Here is a 20,915-nt window from a genome sequence, read left to right on the forward strand (position 1 = left end):
GTGGAGAGAAGTCAATCCGCAGGCGTCGCTTGCCGGGCCTGCAACCACTGGAGGCTGCGGGTCGCGGCGGCTTTGGGGTCCTGGTGGGCATCGAGTTCGACCGTCACCCAGCCATCGAAGCCGATGTCCTCCACGGCCTGCCAGATGGCGGCCATCTCGGGGTCCTCGTCGAGCGGCAGGAAGTTCAGGGGCTCGCGCCGAAGGCCCTTGAGGTGGATGTAGGGAATGCGGGAGGCGTACTTGCGGATCAGGGCAGGCACGTCGTTCCCCCCTGCCGCGAGGTGCGCGGTGTCGGGGCAGAGGCCGATCCGACTCTGTGACATGACCTTGTTCAGCGCCTCGGGGCCCTCCACGATGGTGCCGAGGTGGGGGTGATACAGAGCGGTGAGGCCGTACCGCTGCGCCAGTTCCGCCGCACGGTCGAGATTCTGGGCGAGTTTGGTGTAGTCCTCCTCGCGGGGGCCGCCCGCCCGCTTGGCCCCGCCGCCCAGCACCAGGAACTCGGCGCCGAAGGTCTGGCCGATCTTCGCGGCCTCCTCGATGCGCCAGAACTCGTCCTCCAGCACGTCGTCGTAGATGAAGTTCGCGCCGGAGTACACGGCGATCAGGCTGAGGTTCCCGGCGTTCAGGAAGTGCCGAAACTCGTCCTCGCGCCCCTGGTAGGCGACGAGGTTGCCGTCGAACAGTTCGACGCCCGTGAAGCCCGCCGCCGCGATGTCGCGCAGGGCCTCCTCGTCCGAGCCGGGGGTGAGGTAGAAGAGGTCCTTGATGCTCGTGACGCCCGCCGGATGTCCGACGACGCCACCCCAGGTGTTGGTCTGATAGCCGAACTTCATGCTGGTCCTCCTGGAGGGTGACCGCGGGGGTGCGGCCGAGGAAGGGTGCGGCAGACGGAGACACACGGGACGAGGCTACGTGGAGCAGAACCGGCGTCCGGAGCCAGAACAAGTACTTCGGTGTGCGCTGAGGTTAAAGGGAAGCCTTTTTCCGCACATCCCGAGGATTGGGGGAAAAACGTGCGCTCGCTCTGGGGGGCAGGCACCCCCTAGAGTTGGGGGGAAGACCAGGGGCACAAGAAAACGGCCGTCCAGAGGGATGCCGGACGGCCCTTCACGGTGTGGTTGTGGAGGTGAAGTGAAAGGCGGCAGGTCTTGCCCAAGCCGCGCCCTGGAAACCTGAGCTCCAGGCCTGGATCATGTGGTCCGGCGCAGTTCGGCCCTACCGCGCTCCTTCCTGCGCGGCCAGAGCGGCAGGCACGGTCACCCAGCGCCCCTCGCTGTGGCTCTGGAAGGCCGCCTCCACGAACCGGGCGGCGGCGAGGCCGTCCTCGAAGGTGGCGATGCGGTCGCCGCCCGCCCCGTCCAGCCCCGAGTAGAAGGTGCGGATCACGTTGGTGATCGCGTCGGGGTAGCCCTCGGGGTGCCCGCCGGGGTAGTGGGTGAAGGCGCCCCTGGGGTCCTTGAGGCGCACGGTCCGTGTGTTCTCGCGGGTGCCGATCTCGATCTCCTCAGGCCGCTCCTGGCGCCAGGTCGCCGAGCCGCGCGTACCGATGACTCCCAGCTCCAGGTCGTTCTTGTGTCCGGGAGCGACCTGCGACAGCTCGAAGTTGGCGTGGACGCCGCCCGTGTACTCGACGAGCAGGCTGGCCTGGTCCTCGGTGGTGACGGTGAAGGGTTCGGTCTGCCCTCCCGCGCTGGCGAAGGTTTGCACCTCACCCACGGGGCGCCGCCGCTCGGGGTGCAGGGTGGTGAAGCGCGCGAGGACCTTCTCGGGGTCAAGACCCGTCACGAAGCGGGCGAGGTCGGAGAGGTGGGAGCCGATGTCGGACACGGCGCGCGTCTCCCGGGCCGGGGCGCCCACCCGCCAGTTGAAGTCGGTGTCGAAGAGCAGCCAGTCTTGCAGGTAGTGACCGCGCAGGTAGGTCACGTCCCCCAGTTCGCCCGAGGCCACCAGTTCGCGCAAGGTCTGCACGGCGGCGTAGCCCCGGTAGGTGAAGTTCACAGCGTTGTGCCGCCCGGCCTCCCGCGCCGCCCGCACCTGGCGCTCGCACTCCTCGACCGAGACGCCGAGGGGCTTTTCGGAGAAGACGTGCTTGCCCGCTTTCAAGGCCGCGAGGTTCTGCGCGGCATGCACGTCGTTGGGGCCGCACTGGTGGACGACCGTCACGTCCGGGTCGGCGAGCAGCTCGTCCAGGCTGAGGTAGGGGCGCAGGCCGAGCCTGGCGGCCTCGCGGCGGGTGTAGCCCGCCTCGTGGCCCAGCACCCCCGCGATGGGGAGGCCGAGGCGGCGCAGGGCCTCGATGTGAGCGTTGCCGATGAACCCGATGCCAATGACGGCGGCGCGTGGTGGGGAGGCGTGAGGCTGGGTCATGGGGACACTCCTTGTCGGGGAGGCAGGGCGGGTTCGACCTCTGTGAGGCCCACCCAGCGGCGCTCGCTGTGGCTCCTGACGGCGGCGGCCACCGCGAGGGCGGCGGCGTGGCCGTCGGCGAAGGTGGGGTACTCGGTCTTCTTCCCGGCGAGGCTGGCGTAAAAGGCGCGGATGCCGTTGGTCAGGGCGTCGGGGTAGCCCTCGGGGTGGCCGGGGGGATAGTGGACGAGCGCGGCGGCGTCTGGGCTCAGGCTGGCGGTCTTGTGGACCACCTCGTCCGGCTTCCCGGCGCGGCCCAGCCACAGTTCCTCGGGGCGCTCCTGGCGCCAGCGGGCCGCGCCCAGCGTGCCGATCAGCTCGATCTCCAGATCGTTCCGGTGCCCGGCGTACACCTGGGCGACCTCGAAGGTGGCGCTGACGTCCGCCCCGTACTCGACGAGCACCGTGGCCTGGTCCTCCGCCTGCGCGAGGAAGGGAACCGGGCCGTCCCCCAGGGTGCCGGGCCGGTAGCGGACGCCGTGCATCCGCGCCAGCCGGGCGAAGACCCCGGTGGGTTCCAGGCCGGTCACGAAGCGGGCGAGGTCCAGCAGGTGCGAGCCGATGTCCCCCAGCGCGCGGGTCTCGTCGGCGCTGGCCTCCAGCCGCCAGTTGTACTCCTCCGGCGAGAGCAGCCAGTCTTGCAGGTAGTGACCGCGGATGAAGCGCAGCTCGCCCAGCTCCCCGGCCTGGACCCGCGCCCGCAGTTCGCGGACCACCGGGTAGTTGCGGTACGTGAAGTGGACGGCGTGGTGCAGCCCCGAGGCGCGGGCGAAGTCGAGCTGGCGCCGGGTTTCCCCCGCCGTCACGCCCAGCGGTTTCTCGGAGAAGACGTGCTTGCCCGCCTTGAGGGCGGCGAGATTCAGTTCGACGTGGACGTCACTCGGGGCACAGTCATGGACGACGGTGACGGCCGGGTCGTGCAGGGCCGTCCAGGTGTCCGGGTAGGCACGGACGCCGAAGCGGCGGGCGATCTCCTCGGTGTGCTCGGGGGCACTGGCGATCACCCCGGCGACCGGGATGCCGAGGCGGCGCAGCGCCTCCAGGTGAGCCCGGGCGGTAAAGCCCCCGCCGAGGAGCAGAGCCACCGGGGCGGGCGGCTGGGCCGAAGGGTGCAGGTGTGAGATTGGCATGGTCATCGTCCAGCGAAGCACGCTCCTGGCGTACGGGGGCAGGGAGAGGGTGGACGGGGGCCGAGCGGGCGGGAAGGACGCCCCAACGGTAGTCCAGCTCGACCTTCCCGCACATCCCGAGAATGAGGGGGGCGGGTGCGGCGAACTTCTGGGGGAAGGGGGCAAATGTCACGCGCCGTCTGGAGGGAGAGCCCACACCCGCTATGCTGGGGCCTATTCGCAACCCGCCGCCGCGTCCCCCGGCGAGCGGGAAGGAGGACCCCACCCCCATGTCTTCCCCAGGCCTCCCCAGCCCGCAGCGCTCTGCCCTGCCCACCCCGGTCACGCCCCTGGTGGGGCGGGCGCGGGAGGTGGAGCAGGTCCGGGCCCGGCTGGGCCGCCCGGAGGTCTCGCTGCTCACCCTGACCGGACCCGGTGGGGTGGGCAAGACCAGGCTCGCGCTGGAAGTCGCCCGGCAGCTCGCGGACCAATTCGAGGACGGGGTGACGTTCGTGGGGCTCGCGCCTGTGCGGGACCCGGCCGGGGTGCTGGGGACCCTGGCGGCGGCCCTGGGGCTTCAGGAGTCCCGGCGACCGACCGGGGAGGTGCTACGCGACTTCCTGCGCGAGCGGCAGCGGCTGATCGTGCTGGACAACTTCGAGCATGTGCAGGGCGCCGCTCCGGACGTGGCCGAACTCCTGCGTGGCGCGCCGGACCTCACCGTGCTGGTGACCAGCCGCTCGCCGCTGCGGCTGTACGGGGAGCACGAATTCGCCGTGCCGCCGCTGTCCCTGCCGAGTCCGCAGGGGGAGGGCGAGGCGGTACAGCTTTTCCTGGAGCGGGTGCGGGCCGTGCAGCCGGGCTTCGCGCCCACGCCCGAGCGCCTGACCACCCTGGGCCAGATCGTCTCGCGGCTGGACGGGCTGCCCCTCGCCATCGAACTCGCGGCGGCGCGCATAAGGCTGCTGCCCCCCGCCACCCTGCTCGCCCGGCTGGACAACCGCCTGGGGCTGCTGCGCGGCGGCGCCCGCGATCTGCCGGACCGGCACCAGACCCTGCGGGCCACCATCGACTGGAGTTACAGCCTGCTCGCGCCCGAGGAGCAGCGGCTCTTCGCCCGGCTGGGCGTGTTCGTGGGGGGTTGGTCCCTGGAGGCCGCCGAGGCGGTGTGTAATGTGGACGGCGACCTCGACGTGTTGGAGGGCCTCACGTCGCTGACCGAGAAAAGCCTGGTGCGCCAGCTTCCCGGCGACGAGGCGCGCTTCGGCATGCTGGAGACGCTGCACGAGTACGCCCTGGAGCGGCTGACGGAGGCGGGGGAACTGGGGTCCATGCGCGCCCGCCTGGCGGATCACGCGCTCGCCCGCGTCCTGGAGTTGCGGGACGCCCTGCGCGGGCCGGAGCAGGCCCGGACGTACACCCGCCTCGAAGTCACCCGGCCCAACCTCCTGGCCGCCCTGCGCGTCTGGCTGGAACGGCGACCCGAGCGGCTGGGCGATTTCGCCCGCACCCTGGGCTGGATGTGGTCCCTGCGCGCGGATTACGAGGCCGCGCCCCTGCTGGACGAGGCGCTGGGCCGCGCCCACACCCTGCACGGTTCCCCCCGGGGCTGGGTGCTGTATGCCCGCTCGGTCATGGAGTTCCGGCGCGGGGCCTTCGGTGAGGCGGAGCGCCTGGCGCGGGACAGCCTGGCCGCGTTCGGTGAGGCGGGCGACCCGGGGGGCGGGGCCTACGCCCGGAACGCCCTCGGCCTGAGCGTGATGCCGCATGACCGGATCACCAGCCGCGCCGAGTTCGGGGCGAGCCTGGAGACGGCGCGCGCCGGGGGGGACACCTGGCTGACCGCGCTGAACCTCAGTCTGCTCGGCTGGCTGGACACGCTGGAGGAGCGCCTGGACGAGGCCGAAGCCCACCTGAGGGAGGCGGGCGAGTGGAGCGCCCGGCTGGGGGAGCGGGGCCTGCTGGGCTGGGTGGACCTCGCCTGGGCCGGGCTGCATCTGAGGCGGGGCGACCTCTCCTCCGCCAGGGAGGTGTTGCGGGCGGCGCTGGGCAGCGCGGAGCACATCGGCGTTCCACCGGTTCAGGCGGCGGCCGTGCAGGGCTTCGCCATGCTGGCGGCCCGGCGTGGGCAGGATGAGCACGCGGCGCGGCTCTGGGGAGCGGGCGAGGCGATGCGGGAGACGCGCAACATCATCGCGCCGGTCGAGCGCCAGATGTTCGAGCCCGGGCTGCTCGACGTGCGGCGCCGCCTGGGAGAGGACCACTTCACACGCGCGCTGGACGAGGGGCGCGCCCTGTCCGAGGCCGAGGCCCTGGCGCTGGCGCTCCTGCCCGTCACCTCCCCTGTGCCCCCTCCGCTCCCGGTGCTCACCCCGGGTGACGCCCTGACCGCTCTCACCCCGCGCGAGGCGGAGGTGCTGGCCCTCCTGGCCCGTGGGCTGAGCAACAAGCAGATCGCGGCCCGGCTCGGGAGCGGCGTGTACACGGTCAATGACCACGTCAGTTCCATCTACGCCAAGCTGGGGGTGCGGGGTCGGGCCGCCGCCACCCGATACGCGCTGGAACAGGGCCTGGCCTGAGACCGCTTCCGAAGTTCCCGACGGCGACCGGGGGGGCTACCCCACCCGTGCCCGGTTGGCCTGCCTGTTCGTGGTCGTCGGAACTGAGAATTGAGCTTGACGCGCCAAGGCGTGCGGCCCCGTCCCGCCCCTTCTCCCCAGTCCTGGAGGTCGCTCTCCTGGACGGACCACCATCAGCACGCTCAACCTCAAGCTCGACTGCCAGGCGAGCGGGGGCCACCGCACTCCTCAAGTTCAAGACGGGCAGCCTCTTGATGAGAGCCCCTCCACAGTAGAGTCACGCCGACGGGTGGGCCTGTTGCTTGTTCCCCTCCAGCACCGCCAGGATGGCTCCAGCCAGTCCCCGCGTGTAGGCCCGCGCCGTCTCATACGATTTTTTGCAGATGCAGTACCCCAGCACTACCCAGTGCGGGGCGTCAAAGGCGGGTGGATGGAACAGGGAGACGACCCCCCGGGGCTCGCTTTCCTCGCCGTGCTCCAACTCGACGCGGGCCAGCCCGAATGAGGTGGCGTGGTGATGAGGCTCCTCGTGCTCGGGCAGCCCTTCGATGGGCACAAACGAGGTTTCGACGACCGGCGGGAAGTCACACTCCTGATGCCACGGCACGGCACGGCACTCGAAACGGCGGTTGGACTGGCCGAGCGCCCGACCCAGGATGAGGCGGCGATGTTCCACCCAGCTCAGCACTTCCACCAGGGCCGCGCGCGTCTCTTCGCCGCGCGCCTCCCCCAGCGCCTTGTGCAGGCGGCGTTCGACCTGGCCTTGCTCCTCGACCACCGCTTCCAGGGCCACCACCGGCATCCCCAGAACCCCGGCCAGAAGCGCCTCGACCGAAGGACCGCGTTCAGAAGACATGGCCTGGCTCCTCCAGCAGACGCGGAGCACAGCCCGGGCACGCCACACGGCGAGGTCGCGCTCGTCCTCGATGGAGTGCACGATCTCGGCCAGGTCCTCGACCACCCGCCGCAACTTGCGCACCTGCGTGTCTTCCGGTACGTCCTGCTGGAGCGGCCAGCGCAGTTCCGCCGTGTCAGGCAAGCGGAATTTGACCTGACTGTCCACACCCCTTCTCTCACTCAGGCGCAGGTAAAGACCGGGGAACTGCTAAAAGTTCATCTCCAACCGCACAGGGAGCCACCCTCCCTTCAGGGACACTTCAGGTGCAGTGCCGCATTCGATGGGCCTGCCGTCCAGGGAATACCGCCGCCCGCCACTGTCATGAGCCTCGTCAAGTCGTGCCATTTCGCCCCCTGCCTCCTCTCGTGGTCATCGGGGGCCACCTTGGATCGTCCTGGTCCAACACATGGGGCTCAGCGAATCACCGTGACTGACACGCCCACGCTCAGACTGCCCCAGGCCCGGTCGGCGGTCAGCACCGGCACGCCGAGGCGCCCCGCGAGCGCGAGACCGTAGCGGTCACCGAGGGAGAGCCCGGCATCACGCGTCGCTCCGAAGAGGTCGGCGGCCACCTCCGCATCCTCCACCGTCCCCAGGTTCACGGTCAGGAGCTGCCCGAGGATACCGCGCTCCGTGAGCTGCCGGGTGGCCTCTGCCGCCGGGAGCCCTTTGCTCGCCAGCCGGGTCAACACCTCGGCCCAGTTCACGGCGTGGATCGTTGTCCCCTGCCTCAAGGCCTCGTCCACTTGGTCAGCGCCCGTCTCCCCCTGCAACCAGGCCAGGAGGGCACTGGCATCAAGAACGGTCGTCATCCATCCCGCCTCCCTCAGTGATGCCTGCTTCCCGAGCGACCTCCTCCCGCCGCTCCCGAAGCAGTTCGTCTACCATCGATACCCCTTCAGGAGCCAGGTGAGCGAACATCCCCCGTGCGGAGGCAACCGCATGGCCCGCGGTCACCAGCTCTGCTTTGCCCTTCTCCAGTACGCGGGCGATCAGGCGGTCACCCGACTGAACGCCCATGCTCTGGCGGAAGGCGACGGGAAGAAAAATACGTCCATTCTCCTTAACCTCAAGCGTGAATGCCTCCACTCCAGCCATAGGGCAAAATTAGCATTTTTGCCGCTCCTCCCACCCCTGCCCTTCCAGGCTAGGAGGACATAGGCGGCTCTCCCCTCCCTTTCTGCCAACAAGTCTTATCAAAAAGGTGTGACCCTTATCGGTGGGGGAGAGCTGGGGGTAACATGGTGGTAAGGAGATACAGTTGTGGGACGAACCGTGTTGACGAGTAAGGGACAGGTAACGATCCCGGCGAATGTCAGGGACGCACTCGGCCTGGGTGCTGGCGACCAATTGCTGATCGAGCTTCAGGAGGGTGGATTTTCCGCCAAGGTCGTGAAGAAGACGAGAGTGAGCGAACTCCGGGGCATCTTTGCCGGGCCGCCGCTCCCTGAGAAGGAGGAGGCGCGGGACCGGATCGGGCAGGAACTTGGGGAACAATTGGAGCGTTCCCCTTGAACCTCTGGCTGGATGCCCATGCCATCCTGCGCTTCCTCGTCAACGACCACGAGGAGCACGCCCGGCGGGTCGAGGGCCTGCTGGAACGCGCCGGGCGAGGAGACGTGCAGCTCGTCGTCACCGCCCTCGTCATCGCCGAGTGCACCTGGGTCCTCAACTCCTTTTACAAGCGGGACCGGGTGGAGATCGCCGAGGGCCTGCTCCGCTTTCTGGCGGCCGACGGCCTGACCCTCCCTGAAGAAGACGCCGTGCTCGAAGGGTTGCGGCTGATGCTGACGCGGAGTGTGGATTTCGCGGACGCCTACCTGGCCGCCTGTGCCAAGGGGCGGGGCGAGGCCGTGGCCTCCTTTGACCTGGACTACCGCAAACTGAGCTGTGAGGTGGTGACCCCTTGACCCTCGATGTCTACAAGGGAGAGCTTGTGGCGCGGGCCCGCACCTGGGTGGACCTGCCCCTCGACGAGCGACGGCGCCGGGCGGTGGCGGCGGCCAGGGACCGGGATGGGGAAGCCCTCTGGGACCTGACCGAGGCGCACCTGACGACCCACGGTTCGGCCGGGGCCCGGGTGCGTCCCCACACCCTGCGGATGTACCACCTGGGGGTCCGTCATTGGTTGGCCTACGGGAACACGGCGGCCGTCGCGCTGCTCAACCCCGCTCCCGACACGGGGGCCTTGTACCTCCGCTCCCTGGAGGCCTCGGGCAAGGCCCCCTCGACGGCGCAGGTCTACCTCGCCGGGGTACGCCAGCTTTACCGGGCGCTGCGCTGGGCCGGGGCCACCACCGCCGATCCCTTCCTGGACGCGCGCCCGGCACGGGACAAGACCGCACCCTGGGACAAGCGGCAACCCTACCCGGAGGAGGACGTGCAAAAACTCCTCGCCGCCGCGACACCCGAGCTGCGCCTGCTGGTCCTGCTGGGCGCCCACGCCGGGCTGCGGGCCAGCGAGCTGGTTGCCCTGGGGTGGGAGGACGTGCAGCTCGACGCCGGAACACTGCGGGTGCGGGACGGGAAAGGCGGGAAGGCCAGGGTGATCAACCTCAGCGCCTCCCTGACCACGGCACTCGCGGCCCTGGGTGGCAAGACCGGGCCGGTGATCGGGCGCAGTCCCGAGGCGGCCAGGCTGAGGCTCAAGACCTTGTGCAAGCAGGCGGGGGTGGCGTACCGGGGGCTGCACGCGCTGCGGCACTACAACGGGACCCGGATCGTGCGCGCGGGGCTGAGCCTGGAGGCGGCCGCCCAGCACCTGGGGCACGCCAGCATCGAGACCACCCGGGTCTATGCCAAGTGGAGTGACGACACGCTCAAGCGTGAACTCGGCCGGTGGTAGGGCACCTGAACGTCGATACGGAGGGGGCGGACGAGGAGGCGTGGGTGGGCTTCCTTCATTGTGGACCGGCTGGCGGTGGGTCGGCAAAAGAAGAGGTGGCGGTGATCGGGCGGACGCCGGAAGCGGCGCGGGGGAGACTGCGGACCTTGTGCAAACGCGAAGGCATTCCCTATTTGGGCCTGCACGCGCTGCGGCATACGGCTGGGACGCGGCTGGTGCGGGCGGGCTTCCCGCTTCAGGACGTGGCCGAACACCTGGGGCACAGACGGCCCACACCTACGGCAAGTGGGCCGACGACCGGCTCAAGGCGCACCTGCGGGGGAGTTGACGCTCTCCTCCGGTGGGGCAGGGGCTCCGGCACCACGGGGCCGGGGACGCCCCCAGCGTGGGGCCTGGTCCCCAGTGCAGGCGCCAGCAACGAAGAAGGCGGACGTCTGGGCCGCCCTGGTGACGTGCCCCACTTCACCCGGAAGCCGACGCGGTCCACCCGGTGACGCTTCCCCGCATCCCCCCAGAAAGCTGGACGCCTGAAGGAGGGTGACCGGGCAGACTGAGGGGATGAAGGCGGCTTCGCGCCTGGTGATGGCGGTGCTCGGCGTGCTGGCCGTGGGCATCCTGCTCCCCCTCCTGACCCCAGCCACGCCCTCTGAGCTGAGCGCGGACGCCCAGGTCTTCGCCCGGCATGCCTTGCGGGATGCAGCCCACTTTCTGGACAACCCGGTGCGGCGGCTCCTGACCCTGCGTCTCCAGGTCGTCGAGGTCGTCCCCACGGGGGTCACCGGCGACTGCGGTGAGCTGCCTCACGTCAGCGTGCGGGAGTACCGCGGCACGTGACGCTGTTCGGCCTTCCCTCCACCACGCTCACCGTCACCTGCCAGGGCGTTCACCTCGCCCAGTGAGCGAATCGAAAGGAGGACTCGTTGGGCGTTAGCCTATGCCCCATGTCCAAGCCCACCCGTCATGTGAAGAGAGTGAAATGACCGCCCTGAACGCCGTTCTCGCGGCCGTTCTCGTGGCGGTCTTTGCCTTCGAGGAAGATCAGGCCTGGCACACAGGCGAGACCTGGCAGGTCCTGGGGGCGGGGCTCGGCTGGGTGCTGGCCCTCTGGGTGCTGCTGTCCGCCCTGCGGGGGGTGTTCAGCGGCAGGCGGTAGTGGCCTTGAGTTTCCTCATCGCTTCGGGCCGCAGCAGGACCAGCTCGCCTCCCCCGTCCGCCTGCTCCCTGGGCCTCCACGCCCGTGCGAGCCGGAACAGCTTGCACCATGTAGAGTAACAACTCGTGCAGCCGCCCCACCTGCCGGTCGAGGAAGAACAGATGACGCTCTAGGTCCTCCTGGAGCGGTCCGTCCTCGGCCACCCGCAGCCGCTCTTCCTCCTGCGCCTGCATCTCCAGCAGTTGCCGCCGGGAGCGCAGCAGGCGGACCCGCTCGTCCTCCCCCTGGCGACTCATGCGTTCGCTGACGAACCGGGCCGACCCGGCCATCTGCGCCACGGTGCTCATGTCCGGGAGCCGCGCTTCGGCGGTCGCCGCGAAGGCCCGCACCTGCGCCTTGGAAGTCACCCTCACCCGCACGCCCTGTTTCCAGCAGCGCCACGACCACGGGCAGTTCTCCACCGCCCAGCGCCTGCACCAGCACCGCCGCCGGGCGCAGCTCGCCGATGCGCTGGGCCGACCGCAGGGTCCCTTTCGGAGAGCTGTCCTCCGCAAACGTCTCCTCCGTTGGCACCACCGCGCCCCGCCACGCCTCTCGCGTATGCCTCAGCCCCACGAACAGCTCCTGCATGGGCACCTCCTGGGCCGCAGCTTCCCCCATCATTCCTCAGGGTGAACCGGTCGGGGCAGGGCGCTGGATGACGGGCGCTCTCCGCCACCAAACGGAGAAAAGCTCAGCACGCGAAACCAGGTCCCGCTCCGCTCCGGCGGCAGGCGCAGGGCGTCCACGTCGAGGTCCAGTTCCTCCGGCCAGGTGAGCGTGCGACCCCGCCGCCTCATCCGGACCTCCTCCAAGACCTCACGGCTGCGCAGCGGCGCGAACACCCCGGGCTCCCCCGCCCGAAGGAGGGGCAAAAACGGCTCACGGTCATGTCCCCCGGGCTTCGAGCGAACTTGCTCTCAGGAGAGACTTTGGAAGTAGTGACCCTGGTCGAGGTCCGCCAGCAGCCCCGGCTGGGTCGGCTGCCAGCCCAGCAACTCGCGGGTCAGCGTGCTGGAGGCCGGGGCGTCGGCGGCCAGAAAACGGGCCAGCCACCCGAAGTGACCCGTGGCTTCCTCAGCAGAGACCGAGACCACCGGCAGCCCCAGGTGCCGCCCGATTCCCGAGGCGATGGCGCGGACCGGCACGCCCTCCTCGGCGACCCCGTGCAGGACCGACCCGGCGGGCGCGCCCTCCAGCGCCAGGCGGAAGAGGCGCGCGGCGTCGAGCCGGTGCACCGCCGGCCAGCGGTTGTCCCCGCCCCCGATGTAGCCGGACACCCCCCGCTCGCGGGCGATGGCGACGAGTCGAGCGATGAAGTTGGGGTCCCCCTCGCCGTGCACCGTCGGCGCGAGCCGCACGACGGACGAGCGCACCCCCCGGGAGGCGAGGGCGAGGGCCGCCTGGGCGGAGGCGACGCGCGGGTAGGTCGCCGGGTCGGGCCGGTCCTGTTCGGTCGCCACCCGCCCCGTCGCGGCCCCGGCCAGCCCGGAGGCGATCACCAGGGGCCGATCCGAGCCCTCCAGCGCGGCGCCGAGGGTTTCGATGGCGCGCAGGTCGGTCTGTGCGGCGGCCACGGGTTGCGAGAAGTCGTGGTTGTAGGCGAGGTGGATCACACCGTCCGCCGCGGCGGCGCCCGCCCGCAGGCTTTCCACGTCGTCGAGGTCGCCGCGCTGCACCGTGGCCCCGGCGGCGGCAATGGCCCGGGCCGAGGCCTCCGAGCGGGCGAGGCCCACCACCCCATGCCCGGCGGCGAGAAGTTCGGGAACCACGGCAGAGCCGACAAACCCGGACGCGCCGGTCACGAAAATACGCATGGTCAGACCTCCTGTGCCCGGGACGGGGCGGCCTGCGGGCCGCGAAGCAACCAACCCCGGAAGATCCACGTCAGGCGGGGCATCACCACGAACGTCATGGTGGGCACCAGCACCGCCGTCAGCAGCAGGGTCTGGAGAGGGAGCGCCAGGGTGCCGAGGTGGGGGCGGGCGACCCACAGCAGCAGGGTGATCAGGGGGTAGATGGCGAGCCAGTTGAGCAGGGCGAGCTTGTCTCTCGGAGGGTTCATGGGGGGCCCCTTTCGGCGAAGGCGGAGGACACGACCTGTCACGAGGACGCACGTTACCGGGCCCCCGGCGGATCGGCACCCCTCACCGCTCGGGCAGCCGCGATGTCAGCGACTGACACCAGAAGCGTACACCGAATGTCAGCCGCTGTCATCACGTAGACTTGGGGGATGGGCCGGTGGGGACCAGATGCGCGCGGTCGCCTGGAAGAGGCGGCGCTGGAGCTGTACACCGAGCGCGGCTACGAGCAGACCACGGTGGCCGAGATCGCCGGGCGGGCGGGGCTGACGGAGCGGACGTTTTTCCGGCACTTCGCCGACAAGCGCGAGGTGCTGTTCGGGGGGTCGACCCTTCTCCGGGAACTCGTCGTGGGCGCCGTCGAGCGCGTGCCGGAGGCCGCAACGCCGATGGAGGCGGTCGTTGCGGGCCTGGCGGCGGCGGGCGCCTTTTTTCAGCAGAACGTCGAGCGGTCGAGGCGGCGCCAGGCGGTGATCGACGCGAACGCGGAGCTTCAGGCCCGTGAGCTGAGCAAGTTCGCTGCACTCGCCACAGCGATTCAGGGCGCCCTGCACCGGCGTGGGGTCGCGGGCCCGGCAGCGGGTCTGACCGCCGAGGCCGGGATCGTGGTCTTCAAAACTACGTTCGAACGCTGGCTGGGCGGGACCGGCCAGCGAGACTGGACGCCACTCCTTCGTGAGTCACTGAACGACCTCAGAACCGTCGTGGGTGGCGGCGAGGCTCAGGTGGACCCGCAGTAACTCGGCCTGGGCATCCTCCGGCACTGCCAGGGGTGGAGGCGCTTGGGCACGATCACCCTGGCCCGCTGCTTGGCTACCCTCACCCCTCGCACGGGGAAAGGGACCCGAGAACAAAGGGCGTCCACGGGGCCCTTCCCGTTGGCCCGCCGCGCTTTCCCGTGATGAGCGTGCGGTTCCACAGGGCCGGTCCGGCTTACTTCGCCCGCGCCGCATCGCTCGCCGGTTCGGCGACCACCCGCCTCAGCAGGGCCAGCAGGGTGGCGCGTTCAGCTTCGGTCAGGGGGGCGAGGGTGCCGCCTAGCACCTCTTCGGCGATGGGGTAGCCCGCCTCCGACACTCGGGTCCCGGCGGACGTGAGGTGGTGCTCGATGCGCTTTCTGCGGCCGGGTCGGCGCTCGATCAGGCCCTGGGCCAGCAGCCGCCCCGCCAGCGTGCCGAACGCCTGGTCGCTCTGAAACGTTTCGGCCGCCAGCTCGTGCGCGGAGGCGCCCGGCAAGCGGCCGATGGCCCGCAGCGCGTCCCACTGGACCAGCGTGGTGCCGATGTCGGCCAGCCGGATGTCGAGGGCGCGCTGGTGCCGGTACTGCACCTGCTTGATGGCTCGAGGCGTCGGCGTTCGGTGGCGCCAGCTCCGTGAGCCTCCCCGCGACGGAGGCCAGCAGGCCCGGATACTTCTCCTCGTCCTCCGCTGCCCAGGCGTTCCCGCGCTGGCGAAGTGATGGGTGCCACTGGTGAACGAGCCCGGCACGACGATGCTGGTCTCGATCCCGAAGCGGGCCAGCTCCGCCGCGTAGCTCACCGCCAGCGCGTCCATCGCCGCCATGGCCGCGAAGTACGGGGCCAGGTAGGGGGGCGTCCCGCCCCGGGTGCTGGAGCTGCCCACCCACAGGACCAGGCCGTGCCCCTGACCCCGCAGGTGAGGCAGCGCCGCCCGGTTGAGCCGCTGGGTACTCAGCACGTTCGTGTCGTACACCTGCGCCAGTTGTTCCGGGGTGAAGGCTTCGGTGGGACCATTCACCATGTGCCCGGCGTTGTGAATCACCACGTCAAGCCTGCCTGCGTCCCGCACGATCCGGGCGACGGCGGTGTCCACGGACGCCTGGGAACTCACGTCGAGTTCGGTGGTGCGCAGATCGACGCCGTGCTCCCGGGCGTAGGTCTGCGCCCCGCGGACGCGCCCGGCATTCCGACCCGTGGTTTCCCGGATGCCCGCATAGACGATGTTCCCCGCGTCCGCGAGGGCGCGCGCGGTGAGGGCGCCGAAGCCGCTGCCCGCTCCGCTGATCACGATGACCTGTGCCATCTCAGACCGCCCCACCGTTGACGAGGATGACTTGGCCGTTGATCCAACGCCCGGGCCCGGCCAGGAACGACACCACCTCGGCGATGTCCCCCGGGGTGCCCAGGCGTTCCAGCGGATTCATCTTCGCCATCCGGTCGATGGTGGCCTGATCCTTCCCGTCCAGAAACAGGTCGGTGGCGGTGGGGCCGGGGGCCACCGCGTTCACGGTGATGTCGCGCCCCCGCATCTCACGGGCCAGGATGCGGCTCAGGGCGTCCACCGCCCCCTTGCTGGCGGCGTACGGCGCGTAGGTGGGGAGCGCCAGTTCCACGACCGAGCTGGAGAGGTTGATGATCGCGCCACCGGGCCGAATTCGGCGGGCGGCCTGCCGGTTGACGAGGAACGTGCCCCGGACGTTGACCCGGTGCATCCGGTCGAAGTCTTCAACCGTGAACTCCGCGAGCGGCTTCAGGAGCATGATGCCCGCCGCGTGGACGACGACATCCACGCCGCCATAGGTCTGCTCGGCCGTGGCAAACAGCGTCTCGACGGCCTGTTCGTCGGACACATCGACCTTGACGGCGGTGACGGTGCCGCCCGCGGCCTGAATGGAGGCCACGGTGTCCTGCGCTTCCTGATCGTTGTTGGCGTAGGCGATGACGACGGTCAGGCCGGCGGCGGCGAGGTGCTCGGCGCTCTGGCGCCCGATACCGCGTGAACCGCCGGTGACGATGGCGACACGCCCAGGGGTGGTGGGGGTGGTCATGGAAGATTCCTCCAGAATGAGAGCTGCCGGGTCCGGCACCGTGCCAGGGCCTGCGGGCGAGGTGACGACAGTGCGGGAACGGTGAGCGAGAGCTGTCGTCCTCGTTCCTGCCCGCCTACTCTCCTCCAGAAGCTGCCCCTGCCGATAGCGCGATGCTGGAGAGAACTTGCCTGATCCTGCAAGGTTGCATGGGTCAAGCGTGAGGCAGACGGGGATGGTGCGGGGTGGAGGGAAGGAGAATAGGGGTCATGTCCGGCGCCTCCGTTCCCTCCCCTGCTGAGGTCCTGACCCCACCGGCAGAGCTGACCGCCTTGCTCACCCGGCACGCCACCGAGCCCGGCCTTCAGTCCACCGCGGTGCCGGGACTGCACCTGTACCGGGCGCTGGCTCAGTCCGAACCGGTGCATACGGTCTACACGCCGTCGGTGTGTCTGGTCGCCCAGGGCCGCAAGCTGGTCGGGCAGGGTGGGGTATCCATGCCCTACGGCCCGGACGACCTGCTGCTGGTCTCGGTCAGCCTGCCGCTCACCGCGCAGATTCTCGAAGCGTCCCCCGAGAAGCCCCACCTCGCGCTGCATGTGGACCTCGACCCGGCCCTGATCGCGGCCCTGGCCCTGGAGTACCCGGCGGCGCCGGGCCCCGGGGGGCAGTCCGGGCTGGTGGTGACAGCCCTGGAGCCGCTGGTGCAGGGCGCCATTCTGCGGCTGGTGCGGCTGCTCGACACGCCGCAGCACATCCCTGCGCTGGCCCCGCTGATCCTGCGCGAACTGGGGTACCTGCTGCTGGTCGGGCCAGAGGGGAGCCGACTGCGGGCGATGGTGCAGACCGCCGGGCAGACTTCCCGGATCGCCACGGCCATCGAACGGTTGGTCCGGGAGTACGACCGGCCCCTGCGGGTGGAGCAGATGGCCCGGGACGTGCACATGAGCGTGTCGGGCTTCCATCACCACTTCAAGGCGGTGACGGCCCTGAGTCCCCTCCAGTTCCAGAAGCGGCTGCGGCTGCAAGAGGCGCGCCGATTGCTGCTGAGTCGGGAGGCGGATGTCACCCGGGTCAGTTCTCAGGTCGGCTACGACAGTCCGTCGCAGTTCAGCCGGGAGTATCGCCGCCTCTTCGGGGCGTCTCCCCGTCAGGATGTGAGCCGGTGGCACGCCGCCGATCCGACCGGGGGAGTGGCTGTTTAACCGTGCTGTCGTCAAGCACCCGGTTCATGGCCGGGGTTCGGGGCAGGTGGAGTCTCGTGGTTCTGGCCCTACTCGCACGCGACCCCATCCCCGTCCCGGTCCAACGCGGTGCTGTACCCTGGCTGTCCCCGCCGCAGCGGCGTCACGCCCGCCGCCCGCGCCTGCGCACAGCTCCGGTACACCGGGGAAGCGGGCGATGCTGGGGTGGAGCGAGGTGCTGCCCCCTGGTTGGCGGGAACCGGCGCCCCCTTTTCACTGGTGATCGCAAACTTTCCGCCCGGCTGCACGGTCACCGGCACCGTGCCCTGCCGGTCGGTGCGGTACACCGTCGCCCCCACCCGCCGGTAGAGCGAGAGCGCCTCCTGGGTCGGGTGGCCGTAGGTGTCCGGCCCCACCCCGATCACCACGTTCAGCCAGGCGAGGTGGTCGCCGTTGTTGGCGCCGTGATGGATGGATTTGTACACGTCGATGTCCCCCAGGACCGAGGCCGGATACGTCTTCAACCACGCTTACGTCTCCGGCGTCTCGCTGTCCCCCGTCATCAGCGCGCGGAAGGTGCCGTACTGGATCAGCAGGCCGACGCTGTTCACGTTCCGCTCCTCGGGCATCCCCGGCGGGGGCGGCAGCACGGTCACCCGGACACTCCCGAGGTTGATCACCTGATCTTTCGCCAGCAGCCCCTGGGTGCCCGCCCGTTGCACCGCTGCCGTGAGCTTGCCCCACGTCTGGGAGGTCGCGGCGGATCCCGTTGTTCAGGAAGAAGCGCGGTTTGAAGAGTTGCGCGGCCGGCACCAGCCGCGTGATGTGATCGGCGTCGCCGTGACTGGCCGCCACCAGATCGAGGCTTCCTCCCCCGTACCCCTTGAGCAGAGCCTGCATCCGGGCTTCCGAGCGGCCCCCGTCATAGAGGAGCGACTTGCCCTCGGGGCTCGTGACAACACCGCGTCCTCCTGCCCCACGTCGAGGAAGCGGATGGTCAGGGCCTCAGTCGCCTGGGCCCGCACCGTCCCCAGCGCGAGGGCCGCCAGGGCGAGCACGCGCCGCACGGTTCAGCGCATCAAGTTGTATCTGGGCGCCCTGCCGACGTTCCCGGGTCGCCTCATGGTCGATCTCGACGGTCAGGTCGCCGTCCTCCACCTGCCCTCGCAAGACGTCTCCCTCCCGCACGCCTTCGGGCAGGGACGCCGGGGAACAGTCCTCGGTGATGCCGCCCACGATCAGGCGGCCAGTCAGCACCGGCCCGGAGGAATCTGAAATCATGGGGCACGCTAGCGCACCCGGTCCAGGCGAGGGCGACCTGTGGCCCGCTGGGGTGGTCGCTTCTGGCCCGGCTCCATCTGCCGAGGTCAGCCTGTTAAAGCGGCGTCCCTCCCCCAGGGCCAGACCGGCGAGCGGTGGTCACCCAAGACCCTGGGCTTCAGAACAGGTTGTAGCTGCCCACCACCGTCAGAGGCTGCGGCACCGTCGGTTCCGCCAGCCACCCCTGAATCTGCTCCTGAAAGGCGCGGAACTCGGGAATCGAAGCCAGCGGATTCTCCCCGGGCTGGTCCAGGGCGAGCAGGATCACGTAGGTCGAGCTGTCCCCCAGGCGCGACGAGGCGTAACGCACCCCCTGGGGCTGCTGGGCCTGGATCGCCGCGAACAGGGTCCTCACCGCCCCCTCGATGTCGGACAGGTGCTCTCCCCGGATGGTGGCGCGAAACATCATCACGTGCATGGGTCACTCCTGCTGGTCCGGTGCGACGGGTGAAGGGACGGTCTACCAACGCTGGCCGCCGACCTGAGCGGTCGTGACGTTCAGGCGGTTCCAGAGGTTGATCAGGCCGATGGACAAGACGCAGCACCTCCGATGCGGCTCAGGTCGGCCTCGCCGTAGTGCCGGGCCGCCTCCCGCCTGGGTGACCGGGCTCACCCGGTGCCCGACGAGGTCTGGCGGGAGGCGGCCTCGGTCAGGGCGAGCGCGGCCCGCTCGGCGTCCGTGAAGTACGGCGTGTCCCGCCAGGCCCCCACCGCGAAGAGGCGGTCGTCGGTCTCTCCCGCCTGCTTCAGGTCGCGGCAATGGCTGATCACGCACGCGCTGCACCTGTTGATCTGGCTGGCCCGCAGGTTGATCAGGTCACGGAGCTGAGCGGGAAGACCCCCCTGGGCTGCCCGGCCGGGATCGAGCAGTGCGGGCATGGCCCCGGGGACACGGAGGGCGGGGTTCTTCATGCGCTCGGACATGGGGACCTCCTGGGCCTGGAGAGGGCGGGGAGTTCAGCGTCCCTCAGTCGCTTCGGGAGGGAAAGACGCGATCACCTGCTCCAGGCGGGCCAGGAAGCGTGGCCAGCCCTGCGTGGCCCCCCGGAAGTTCGGTTCGTCCTGGGGCCGGAAGCCCGACTGCTCCATGCGCAGCACGACCCCCTCCTCCACGGGCTGGAGGGTCCAGGTGACAAGGGTGCTCAGCTCATCCCCCGCGGCCCCGGTGGTGTGCCAGCGGTACACCAGGCGGCCGCAGGGCACGACCTCCAGCACCTCCCCCTCGGTGACGCCGTTCCAGTTGGGGACCGCGGGCGCGCGCAGGGTGAAGCGGTGACCGACAACCGCCCGGAAGTCACCGGGCATCAGCCACTGGGCCACCAGGTCGCCCTCCGTGAGCGCCCGCCAGACCTTCTGCGCCGGGTGCGCCAGGTACCGCTCGACCACGATGGAGCGCGTGCCAGCAGCGGACGTGATCATGGGTCCATCCGGTCCAGCAGCCCTTCCAGACGGTCGAAACGCTCACGCCAGAAAGCGCCGTACAGCTCGATCCAGTCGATCAGGGGGGCGAGGCCCTGCGGATCGGCCGCGTAGTGCACCATCCGGCCCTGGGGGCGGCCGTGGACCAGGCCCGCCCCCTTGAGGACGCCCAGGTGCTTGGACACGGCGGCCTGGGAGATGCCCGCACGCTCGGTGAGGGCCCGGACGTTTTGCTCCCCCTCGCGCATCAGGTGCTCGAACAGGCCCCGGCGGGTGGGATCGGCCAGGCTGCGCAACACCTCCGTGGGTGGGATGACCTGCCCGCTTCCATAGCGCATGGGTTATATATAACCATTTGGCTATGGATAGTCAAGAGTTGGTGTGGGGGCGAGGCCGGAGTGGGAGGCGCGGGGATCCAACCAGTCGCCTCCCCGTTAAGCTGGGTGGGGCCGTTCAACTCGAGCGTCGGGAGGGGGCCGCGGCCGCCGTCGCTGAGCTGCCGCGGCCCGTTCGGATCAGCGTGGGCCCGGCGGTTGGACACGTCCAGCCGGAGGGCCGAAGGACTGCCCGGACAAACGGGCAAAGGTCCAGAGAAGAGAAGAGCGCCGCCCCCGTTCCGGGATTCAGAGCGGGATCAGCAGGTTCAAGAGCCTCCGGAACAGGTCTGGGGTGTCGTCCGCCGTCCGGGTGGCGGCGCGGGCGGCCAGCACTCGAAACTCGTCCTCGGACGGCAGGGCGGTCGCCTCCACGGTCAAGGTGTGAGCGCACCCCAGAACCTCGGTGCCCCACTCCACCCGCACGTCGTCGGGGCCGTAGCGGCGCCCGGGCTCCAGCAGGAAGCGGGCTCGCCAGACCCCTTCCGGCGCCAGCACGATGAAGAGGAACGGAGAGAGCGTCACTGCCCCCATTGTGCGCTCCCAGGGGTGAACCGTGCGAGCACGGCGGGGAAGTCGGTTGCGGCGTCCCGTGTACACCTGGCGAGCGGCCAGCTTAGAGGCTGTGTAAAAGGCGTTCCAAGTTGAGGGGAGAGGGTCTGTGGTGAGCAGAATGGGGGATGGTGCGACAAGGGTACCCGAGTGATGTCGATGACGAGACGTATCATTTCCTGCTGC

29 protein-coding genes and 1 pseudogene are annotated in these 20,915 nt (G+C 70.1%); 9 read left to right on the forward strand and 21 right to left on the reverse strand.

The features are described from left to right. Positions 1-11: 11 nt before the first annotated feature. The 3 genes from IC605_RS22685 to IC605_RS22695 all read right to left on the reverse strand — a co-directional run bounded on the left by IC605_RS22685 (position 12) and on the right by IC605_RS22695 (position 3,545). Positions 12-836 carry a sugar phosphate isomerase/epimerase family protein gene (locus IC605_RS22685; RefSeq protein WP_216329260.1) on the reverse strand — a complete coding sequence of 275 codons (825 nt, stop codon included), beginning with the start codon at positions 834-836 and terminating at the stop codon, positions 12-14. Between the two features lie 382 nt (positions 837-1,218). Then, positions 1,219-2,370, reverse strand: coding sequence for a Gfo/Idh/MocA family protein (locus IC605_RS22690; protein ID WP_216329262.1), 1,152 nt, complete (start codon positions 2,368-2,370; stop codon positions 1,219-1,221). Continuing rightward, complete coding sequence (locus IC605_RS22695) at positions 2,367-3,545, reverse strand: Gfo/Idh/MocA family protein (RefSeq protein ID WP_246581200.1); 1,179 nt, start codon at positions 3,543-3,545, stop codon at positions 2,367-2,369. The genes IC605_RS22690 and IC605_RS22695 overlap by 4 nt, the downstream gene beginning before the upstream one ends. A gap of 263 nt (positions 3,546-3,808) precedes the next feature. Between IC605_RS22695 and IC605_RS22700 the strand changes: the two genes are divergently transcribed. Then, on the forward strand, positions 3,809-6,097 hold the full coding sequence (locus tag IC605_RS22700; protein ID WP_216329264.1) for an ATP-binding protein: 2,289 nt from the start codon (positions 3,809-3,811) through the stop codon (positions 6,095-6,097). 277 nt (positions 6,098-6,374) lie between these two features. Here IC605_RS22700 and IC605_RS22705 read toward each other — a convergent pair whose 3' ends face one another. The 4 genes from IC605_RS22705 to IC605_RS22715 all read right to left on the reverse strand — a co-directional run bounded on the left by IC605_RS22705 (position 6,375) and on the right by IC605_RS22715 (position 8,093). Continuing rightward, complete coding sequence (locus IC605_RS22705; protein WP_216329266.1) at positions 6,375-7,136, reverse strand: hypothetical protein; 762 nt, start codon at positions 7,134-7,136, stop codon at positions 6,375-6,377. Positions 7,137-7,202: 66 nt separating this feature from the next. Continuing rightward, a complete protein-coding gene (locus tag IC605_RS25645; RefSeq protein ID WP_425514241.1) occupies positions 7,203-7,340 on the reverse strand; it encodes a DUF5348 domain-containing protein in 138 nt (45 codons plus the stop codon). A gap of 68 nt (positions 7,341-7,408) precedes the next feature. Next, positions 7,409-7,807: a type II toxin-antitoxin system VapC family toxin gene (locus IC605_RS22710; protein WP_216329267.1), complete on the reverse strand. Its 399-nt coding sequence runs from the start codon at positions 7,805-7,807 to the stop codon at positions 7,409-7,411. Then, a complete protein-coding gene (locus IC605_RS22715) occupies positions 7,791-8,093 on the reverse strand; it encodes an AbrB/MazE/SpoVT family DNA-binding domain-containing protein (RefSeq protein WP_216329269.1) in 303 nt (100 codons plus the stop codon). Before IC605_RS22715 ends, IC605_RS22710 begins: the two co-directional genes overlap by 17 nt. Before the next feature lie 165 nt (positions 8,094-8,258). Here IC605_RS22715 and IC605_RS22720 point away from each other — a divergent pair, with 165 nt between their 5' ends. From IC605_RS22720 to IC605_RS22740, 5 genes are all read left to right on the forward strand, one after another. Continuing rightward, positions 8,259-8,510 (forward strand): AbrB/MazE/SpoVT family DNA-binding domain-containing protein, encoded by a 252-nt coding sequence (locus IC605_RS22720; protein ID WP_216329271.1) that lies wholly within the window; start codon positions 8,259-8,261, stop codon positions 8,508-8,510. Then, positions 8,507-8,905 carry a type II toxin-antitoxin system VapC family toxin gene (locus IC605_RS22725; protein ID WP_216329273.1) on the forward strand — a complete coding sequence of 133 codons (399 nt, stop codon included), beginning with the start codon at positions 8,507-8,509 and terminating at the stop codon, positions 8,903-8,905. Before IC605_RS22720 ends, IC605_RS22725 begins: the two co-directional genes overlap by 4 nt. Then, complete coding sequence (locus IC605_RS22730) at positions 8,902-9,840, forward strand: tyrosine-type recombinase/integrase (protein WP_246581201.1); 939 nt, start codon at positions 8,902-8,904, stop codon at positions 9,838-9,840. The genes IC605_RS22725 and IC605_RS22730 overlap by 4 nt, the downstream gene beginning before the upstream one ends. A 101-nt stretch (positions 9,841-9,941) precedes the next feature. After that, complete coding sequence (locus tag IC605_RS25650; RefSeq protein WP_425514242.1) at positions 9,942-10,334, forward strand: tyrosine-type recombinase/integrase; 393 nt, start codon at positions 9,942-9,944, stop codon at positions 10,332-10,334. A gap of 64 nt (positions 10,335-10,398) precedes the next feature. After that, positions 10,399-10,674: a hypothetical protein gene (locus IC605_RS22740; RefSeq protein ID WP_216329276.1), complete on the forward strand. Its 276-nt coding sequence runs from the start codon at positions 10,399-10,401 to the stop codon at positions 10,672-10,674. Between the two features lie 204 nt (positions 10,675-10,878). Here the strand turns inward: IC605_RS22740 and IC605_RS22745 are convergent, their stop codons facing one another. From IC605_RS22745 to IC605_RS22760, 4 genes are all read right to left on the reverse strand, one after another. Beyond that, on the reverse strand, positions 10,879-11,406 hold the full coding sequence (locus IC605_RS22745; protein ID WP_216329278.1) for a hypothetical protein: 528 nt from the start codon (positions 11,404-11,406) through the stop codon (positions 10,879-10,881). A gap of 246 nt (positions 11,407-11,652) precedes the next feature. Further along, positions 11,653-11,832, reverse strand: a complete 180-nt coding sequence (locus tag IC605_RS22750) for a hypothetical protein (RefSeq protein ID WP_246581202.1) — start codon at positions 11,830-11,832, stop codon at positions 11,653-11,655. A gap of 120 nt (positions 11,833-11,952) precedes the next feature. After that, positions 11,953-12,849 carry an SDR family oxidoreductase gene (locus IC605_RS22755; RefSeq protein WP_216329282.1) on the reverse strand — a complete coding sequence of 299 codons (897 nt, stop codon included), beginning with the start codon at positions 12,847-12,849 and terminating at the stop codon, positions 11,953-11,955. A 2-nt stretch (positions 12,850-12,851) separates the two neighbouring features. Then, the gene (locus IC605_RS22760) at positions 12,852-13,097 is read right to left on the reverse strand and encodes a putative antibiotic biosynthesis monooxygenase (RefSeq protein ID WP_216329284.1); all 246 of its coding nucleotides are present in this window, start codon (positions 13,095-13,097) and stop codon (positions 12,852-12,854) included. 168 nt (positions 13,098-13,265) lie between these two features. Here IC605_RS22760 and IC605_RS22765 point away from each other — a divergent pair, with 168 nt between their 5' ends. Then, a complete protein-coding gene (locus IC605_RS22765; protein WP_216329286.1) occupies positions 13,266-13,853 on the forward strand; it encodes a TetR/AcrR family transcriptional regulator in 588 nt (195 codons plus the stop codon). Positions 13,854-14,046: 193 nt separating this feature from the next. On the opposite strand, the gene IC605_RS22770 is transcribed toward IC605_RS22765, so the two are convergent. Together IC605_RS22770 and IC605_RS22775 are read right to left on the reverse strand one after the other, a co-directional pair. Further along, positions 14,047-15,156 carry an SDR family NAD(P)-dependent oxidoreductase gene (locus IC605_RS22770; protein WP_216329288.1) on the reverse strand — a complete coding sequence of 370 codons (1,110 nt, stop codon included), beginning with the start codon at positions 15,154-15,156 and terminating at the stop codon, positions 14,047-14,049. Between the two features lies 1 nt (position 15,157). After that, a complete protein-coding gene (locus IC605_RS22775) occupies positions 15,158-15,901 on the reverse strand; it encodes an SDR family oxidoreductase (RefSeq protein ID WP_216329290.1) in 744 nt (247 codons plus the stop codon). Positions 15,902-16,149: 248 nt separating this feature from the next. Here IC605_RS22775 and IC605_RS22780 point away from each other — a divergent pair, with 248 nt between their 5' ends. Next, positions 16,150-17,085, forward strand: coding sequence for an AraC family transcriptional regulator (locus IC605_RS22780; RefSeq protein WP_216329292.1), 936 nt, complete (start codon positions 16,150-16,152; stop codon positions 17,083-17,085). Between the two features lie 68 nt (positions 17,086-17,153). On the opposite strand, the gene IC605_RS22785 is transcribed toward IC605_RS22780, so the two are convergent. The 3 genes and pseudogenes from IC605_RS22785 to IC605_RS25655 all read right to left on the reverse strand — a co-directional run. Continuing rightward, on the reverse strand, positions 17,154-17,588 hold the full coding sequence (locus IC605_RS22785; protein ID WP_246581203.1) for an excalibur calcium-binding domain-containing protein: 435 nt from the start codon (positions 17,586-17,588) through the stop codon (positions 17,154-17,156). A 6-nt stretch (positions 17,589-17,594) separates the two neighbouring features. Next, a complete protein-coding gene (locus IC605_RS24910; RefSeq protein ID WP_246581204.1) occupies positions 17,595-17,786 on the reverse strand; it encodes a ComEC/Rec2 family competence protein in 192 nt (63 codons plus the stop codon). Then, positions 17,722-17,964: pseudogene (locus IC605_RS25655) on the reverse strand (hypothetical protein); the annotation flags it as partial. The pseudogene IC605_RS25655 and the gene IC605_RS24910, both read right to left, overlap by 65 nt. Positions 17,965-18,057: 93 nt before the next feature. Here IC605_RS25655 and IC605_RS25475 point away from each other — a divergent pair. Then, positions 18,058-18,339, forward strand: a complete 282-nt coding sequence (locus IC605_RS25475) for a hypothetical protein (RefSeq protein WP_216329294.1) — start codon at positions 18,058-18,060, stop codon at positions 18,337-18,339. Between the two features lie 163 nt (positions 18,340-18,502). Here IC605_RS25475 and IC605_RS22795 read toward each other — a convergent pair whose 3' ends face one another. The 5 genes from IC605_RS22795 to IC605_RS22815 form a co-directional block, all read right to left on the reverse strand. Next, on the reverse strand, positions 18,503-18,802 hold the full coding sequence (locus IC605_RS22795) for a hypothetical protein (RefSeq protein WP_216329296.1): 300 nt from the start codon (positions 18,800-18,802) through the stop codon (positions 18,503-18,505). A gap of 191 nt (positions 18,803-18,993) precedes the next feature. Continuing rightward, positions 18,994-19,308 carry a carboxymuconolactone decarboxylase family protein gene (locus IC605_RS22800; protein WP_216329298.1) on the reverse strand — a complete coding sequence of 105 codons (315 nt, stop codon included), beginning with the start codon at positions 19,306-19,308 and terminating at the stop codon, positions 18,994-18,996. 33 nt (positions 19,309-19,341) lie between these two features. Continuing rightward, positions 19,342-19,803, reverse strand: a complete 462-nt coding sequence (locus IC605_RS22805; protein ID WP_216329300.1) for an SRPBCC family protein — start codon at positions 19,801-19,803, stop codon at positions 19,342-19,344. Then, positions 19,800-20,141, reverse strand: coding sequence for an ArsR/SmtB family transcription factor (locus tag IC605_RS22810; RefSeq protein WP_216329302.1), 342 nt, complete (start codon positions 20,139-20,141; stop codon positions 19,800-19,802). The genes IC605_RS22805 and IC605_RS22810 overlap by 4 nt, the downstream gene beginning before the upstream one ends. 285 nt (positions 20,142-20,426) lie before the next feature. After that, entirely contained in the window at positions 20,427-20,702 is a 276-nt protein-coding gene (locus IC605_RS22815; RefSeq protein ID WP_343216700.1) for a hypothetical protein, read from the reverse strand. Positions 20,703-20,915 lie beyond the last annotated feature (213 nt).

This window comes from Deinococcus aestuarii (assembly GCF_018863415.1).
Classification (GTDB): domain Bacteria; phylum Deinococcota; class Deinococci; order Deinococcales; family Deinococcaceae; genus Deinococcus; species Deinococcus aestuarii.

What these genes read in the sequence shown, in the direction of transcription:
- IC605_RS22770 (WP_216329288.1), bottom strand. Translation starts at nt 15,156, where the DNA reads ATGGCACAGGTCATCGTGATCAGCGGAGCGGGCAGCGGCTTCGGCGCC.
- IC605_RS22690 (WP_216329262.1), bottom strand. Translation starts at nt 2,370, where the DNA reads ATGACCCAGCCTCACGCCTCCCCACCACGCGCCGCCGTCATTGGCATC.
- IC605_RS22765 (WP_216329286.1), top strand. Translation starts at nt 13,266, where the DNA reads ATGGGCCGGTGGGGACCAGATGCGCGCGGTCGCCTGGAAGAGGCGGCG.
- IC605_RS22760 (WP_216329284.1), bottom strand. Translation starts at nt 13,097, where the DNA reads ATGAACCCTCCGAGAGACAAGCTCGCCCTGCTCAACTGGCTCGCCATC.
- IC605_RS22695 (WP_246581200.1), bottom strand. Translation starts at nt 3,545, where the DNA reads ATGACCATGCCAATCTCACACCTGCACCCTTCGGCCCAGCCGCCCGCC.
- IC605_RS22775 (WP_216329290.1), bottom strand. Translation starts at nt 15,901, where the DNA reads ATGACCACCCCCACCACCCCTGGGCGTGTCGCCATCGTCACCGGCGGT.
- IC605_RS22795 (WP_216329296.1), bottom strand. Translation starts at nt 18,802, where the DNA reads ATGCACGTGATGATGTTTCGCGCCACCATCCGGGGAGAGCACCTGTCC.
- IC605_RS22755 (WP_216329282.1), bottom strand. Translation starts at nt 12,849, where the DNA reads ATGCGTATTTTCGTGACCGGCGCGTCCGGGTTTGTCGGCTCTGCCGTG.
- IC605_RS22710 (WP_216329267.1), bottom strand. Translation starts at nt 7,807, where the DNA reads ATGACGACCGTTCTTGATGCCAGTGCCCTCCTGGCCTGGTTGCAGGGG.
- IC605_RS22715 (WP_216329269.1), bottom strand. Translation starts at nt 8,093, where the DNA reads ATGGCTGGAGTGGAGGCATTCACGCTTGAGGTTAAGGAGAATGGACGT.
- IC605_RS22700 (WP_216329264.1), top strand. Translation starts at nt 3,809, where the DNA reads ATGTCTTCCCCAGGCCTCCCCAGCCCGCAGCGCTCTGCCCTGCCCACC.
- IC605_RS22805 (WP_216329300.1), bottom strand. Translation starts at nt 19,803, where the DNA reads ATGATCACGTCCGCTGCTGGCACGCGCTCCATCGTGGTCGAGCGGTAC.
- IC605_RS22740 (WP_216329276.1), top strand. Translation starts at nt 10,399, where the DNA reads ATGAAGGCGGCTTCGCGCCTGGTGATGGCGGTGCTCGGCGTGCTGGCC.
- IC605_RS25645 (WP_425514241.1), bottom strand. Translation starts at nt 7,340, where the DNA reads ATGGCACGACTTGACGAGGCTCATGACAGTGGCGGGCGGCGGTATTCC.
- IC605_RS22750 (WP_246581202.1), bottom strand. Translation starts at nt 11,832, where the DNA reads ATGAGGCGGCGGGGTCGCACGCTCACCTGGCCGGAGGAACTGGACCTC.
- IC605_RS22800 (WP_216329298.1), bottom strand. Translation starts at nt 19,308, where the DNA reads ATGTCCGAGCGCATGAAGAACCCCGCCCTCCGTGTCCCCGGGGCCATG.
- IC605_RS22685 (WP_216329260.1), bottom strand. Translation starts at nt 836, where the DNA reads ATGAAGTTCGGCTATCAGACCAACACCTGGGGTGGCGTCGTCGGACAT.
- IC605_RS22780 (WP_216329292.1), top strand. Translation starts at nt 16,150, where the DNA reads ATGTCCGGCGCCTCCGTTCCCTCCCCTGCTGAGGTCCTGACCCCACCG.
- IC605_RS25475 (WP_216329294.1), top strand. Translation starts at nt 18,058, where the DNA reads ATGGTCAGGGCCTCAGTCGCCTGGGCCCGCACCGTCCCCAGCGCGAGG.
- IC605_RS22810 (WP_216329302.1), bottom strand. Translation starts at nt 20,141, where the DNA reads ATGCGCTATGGAAGCGGGCAGGTCATCCCACCCACGGAGGTGTTGCGC.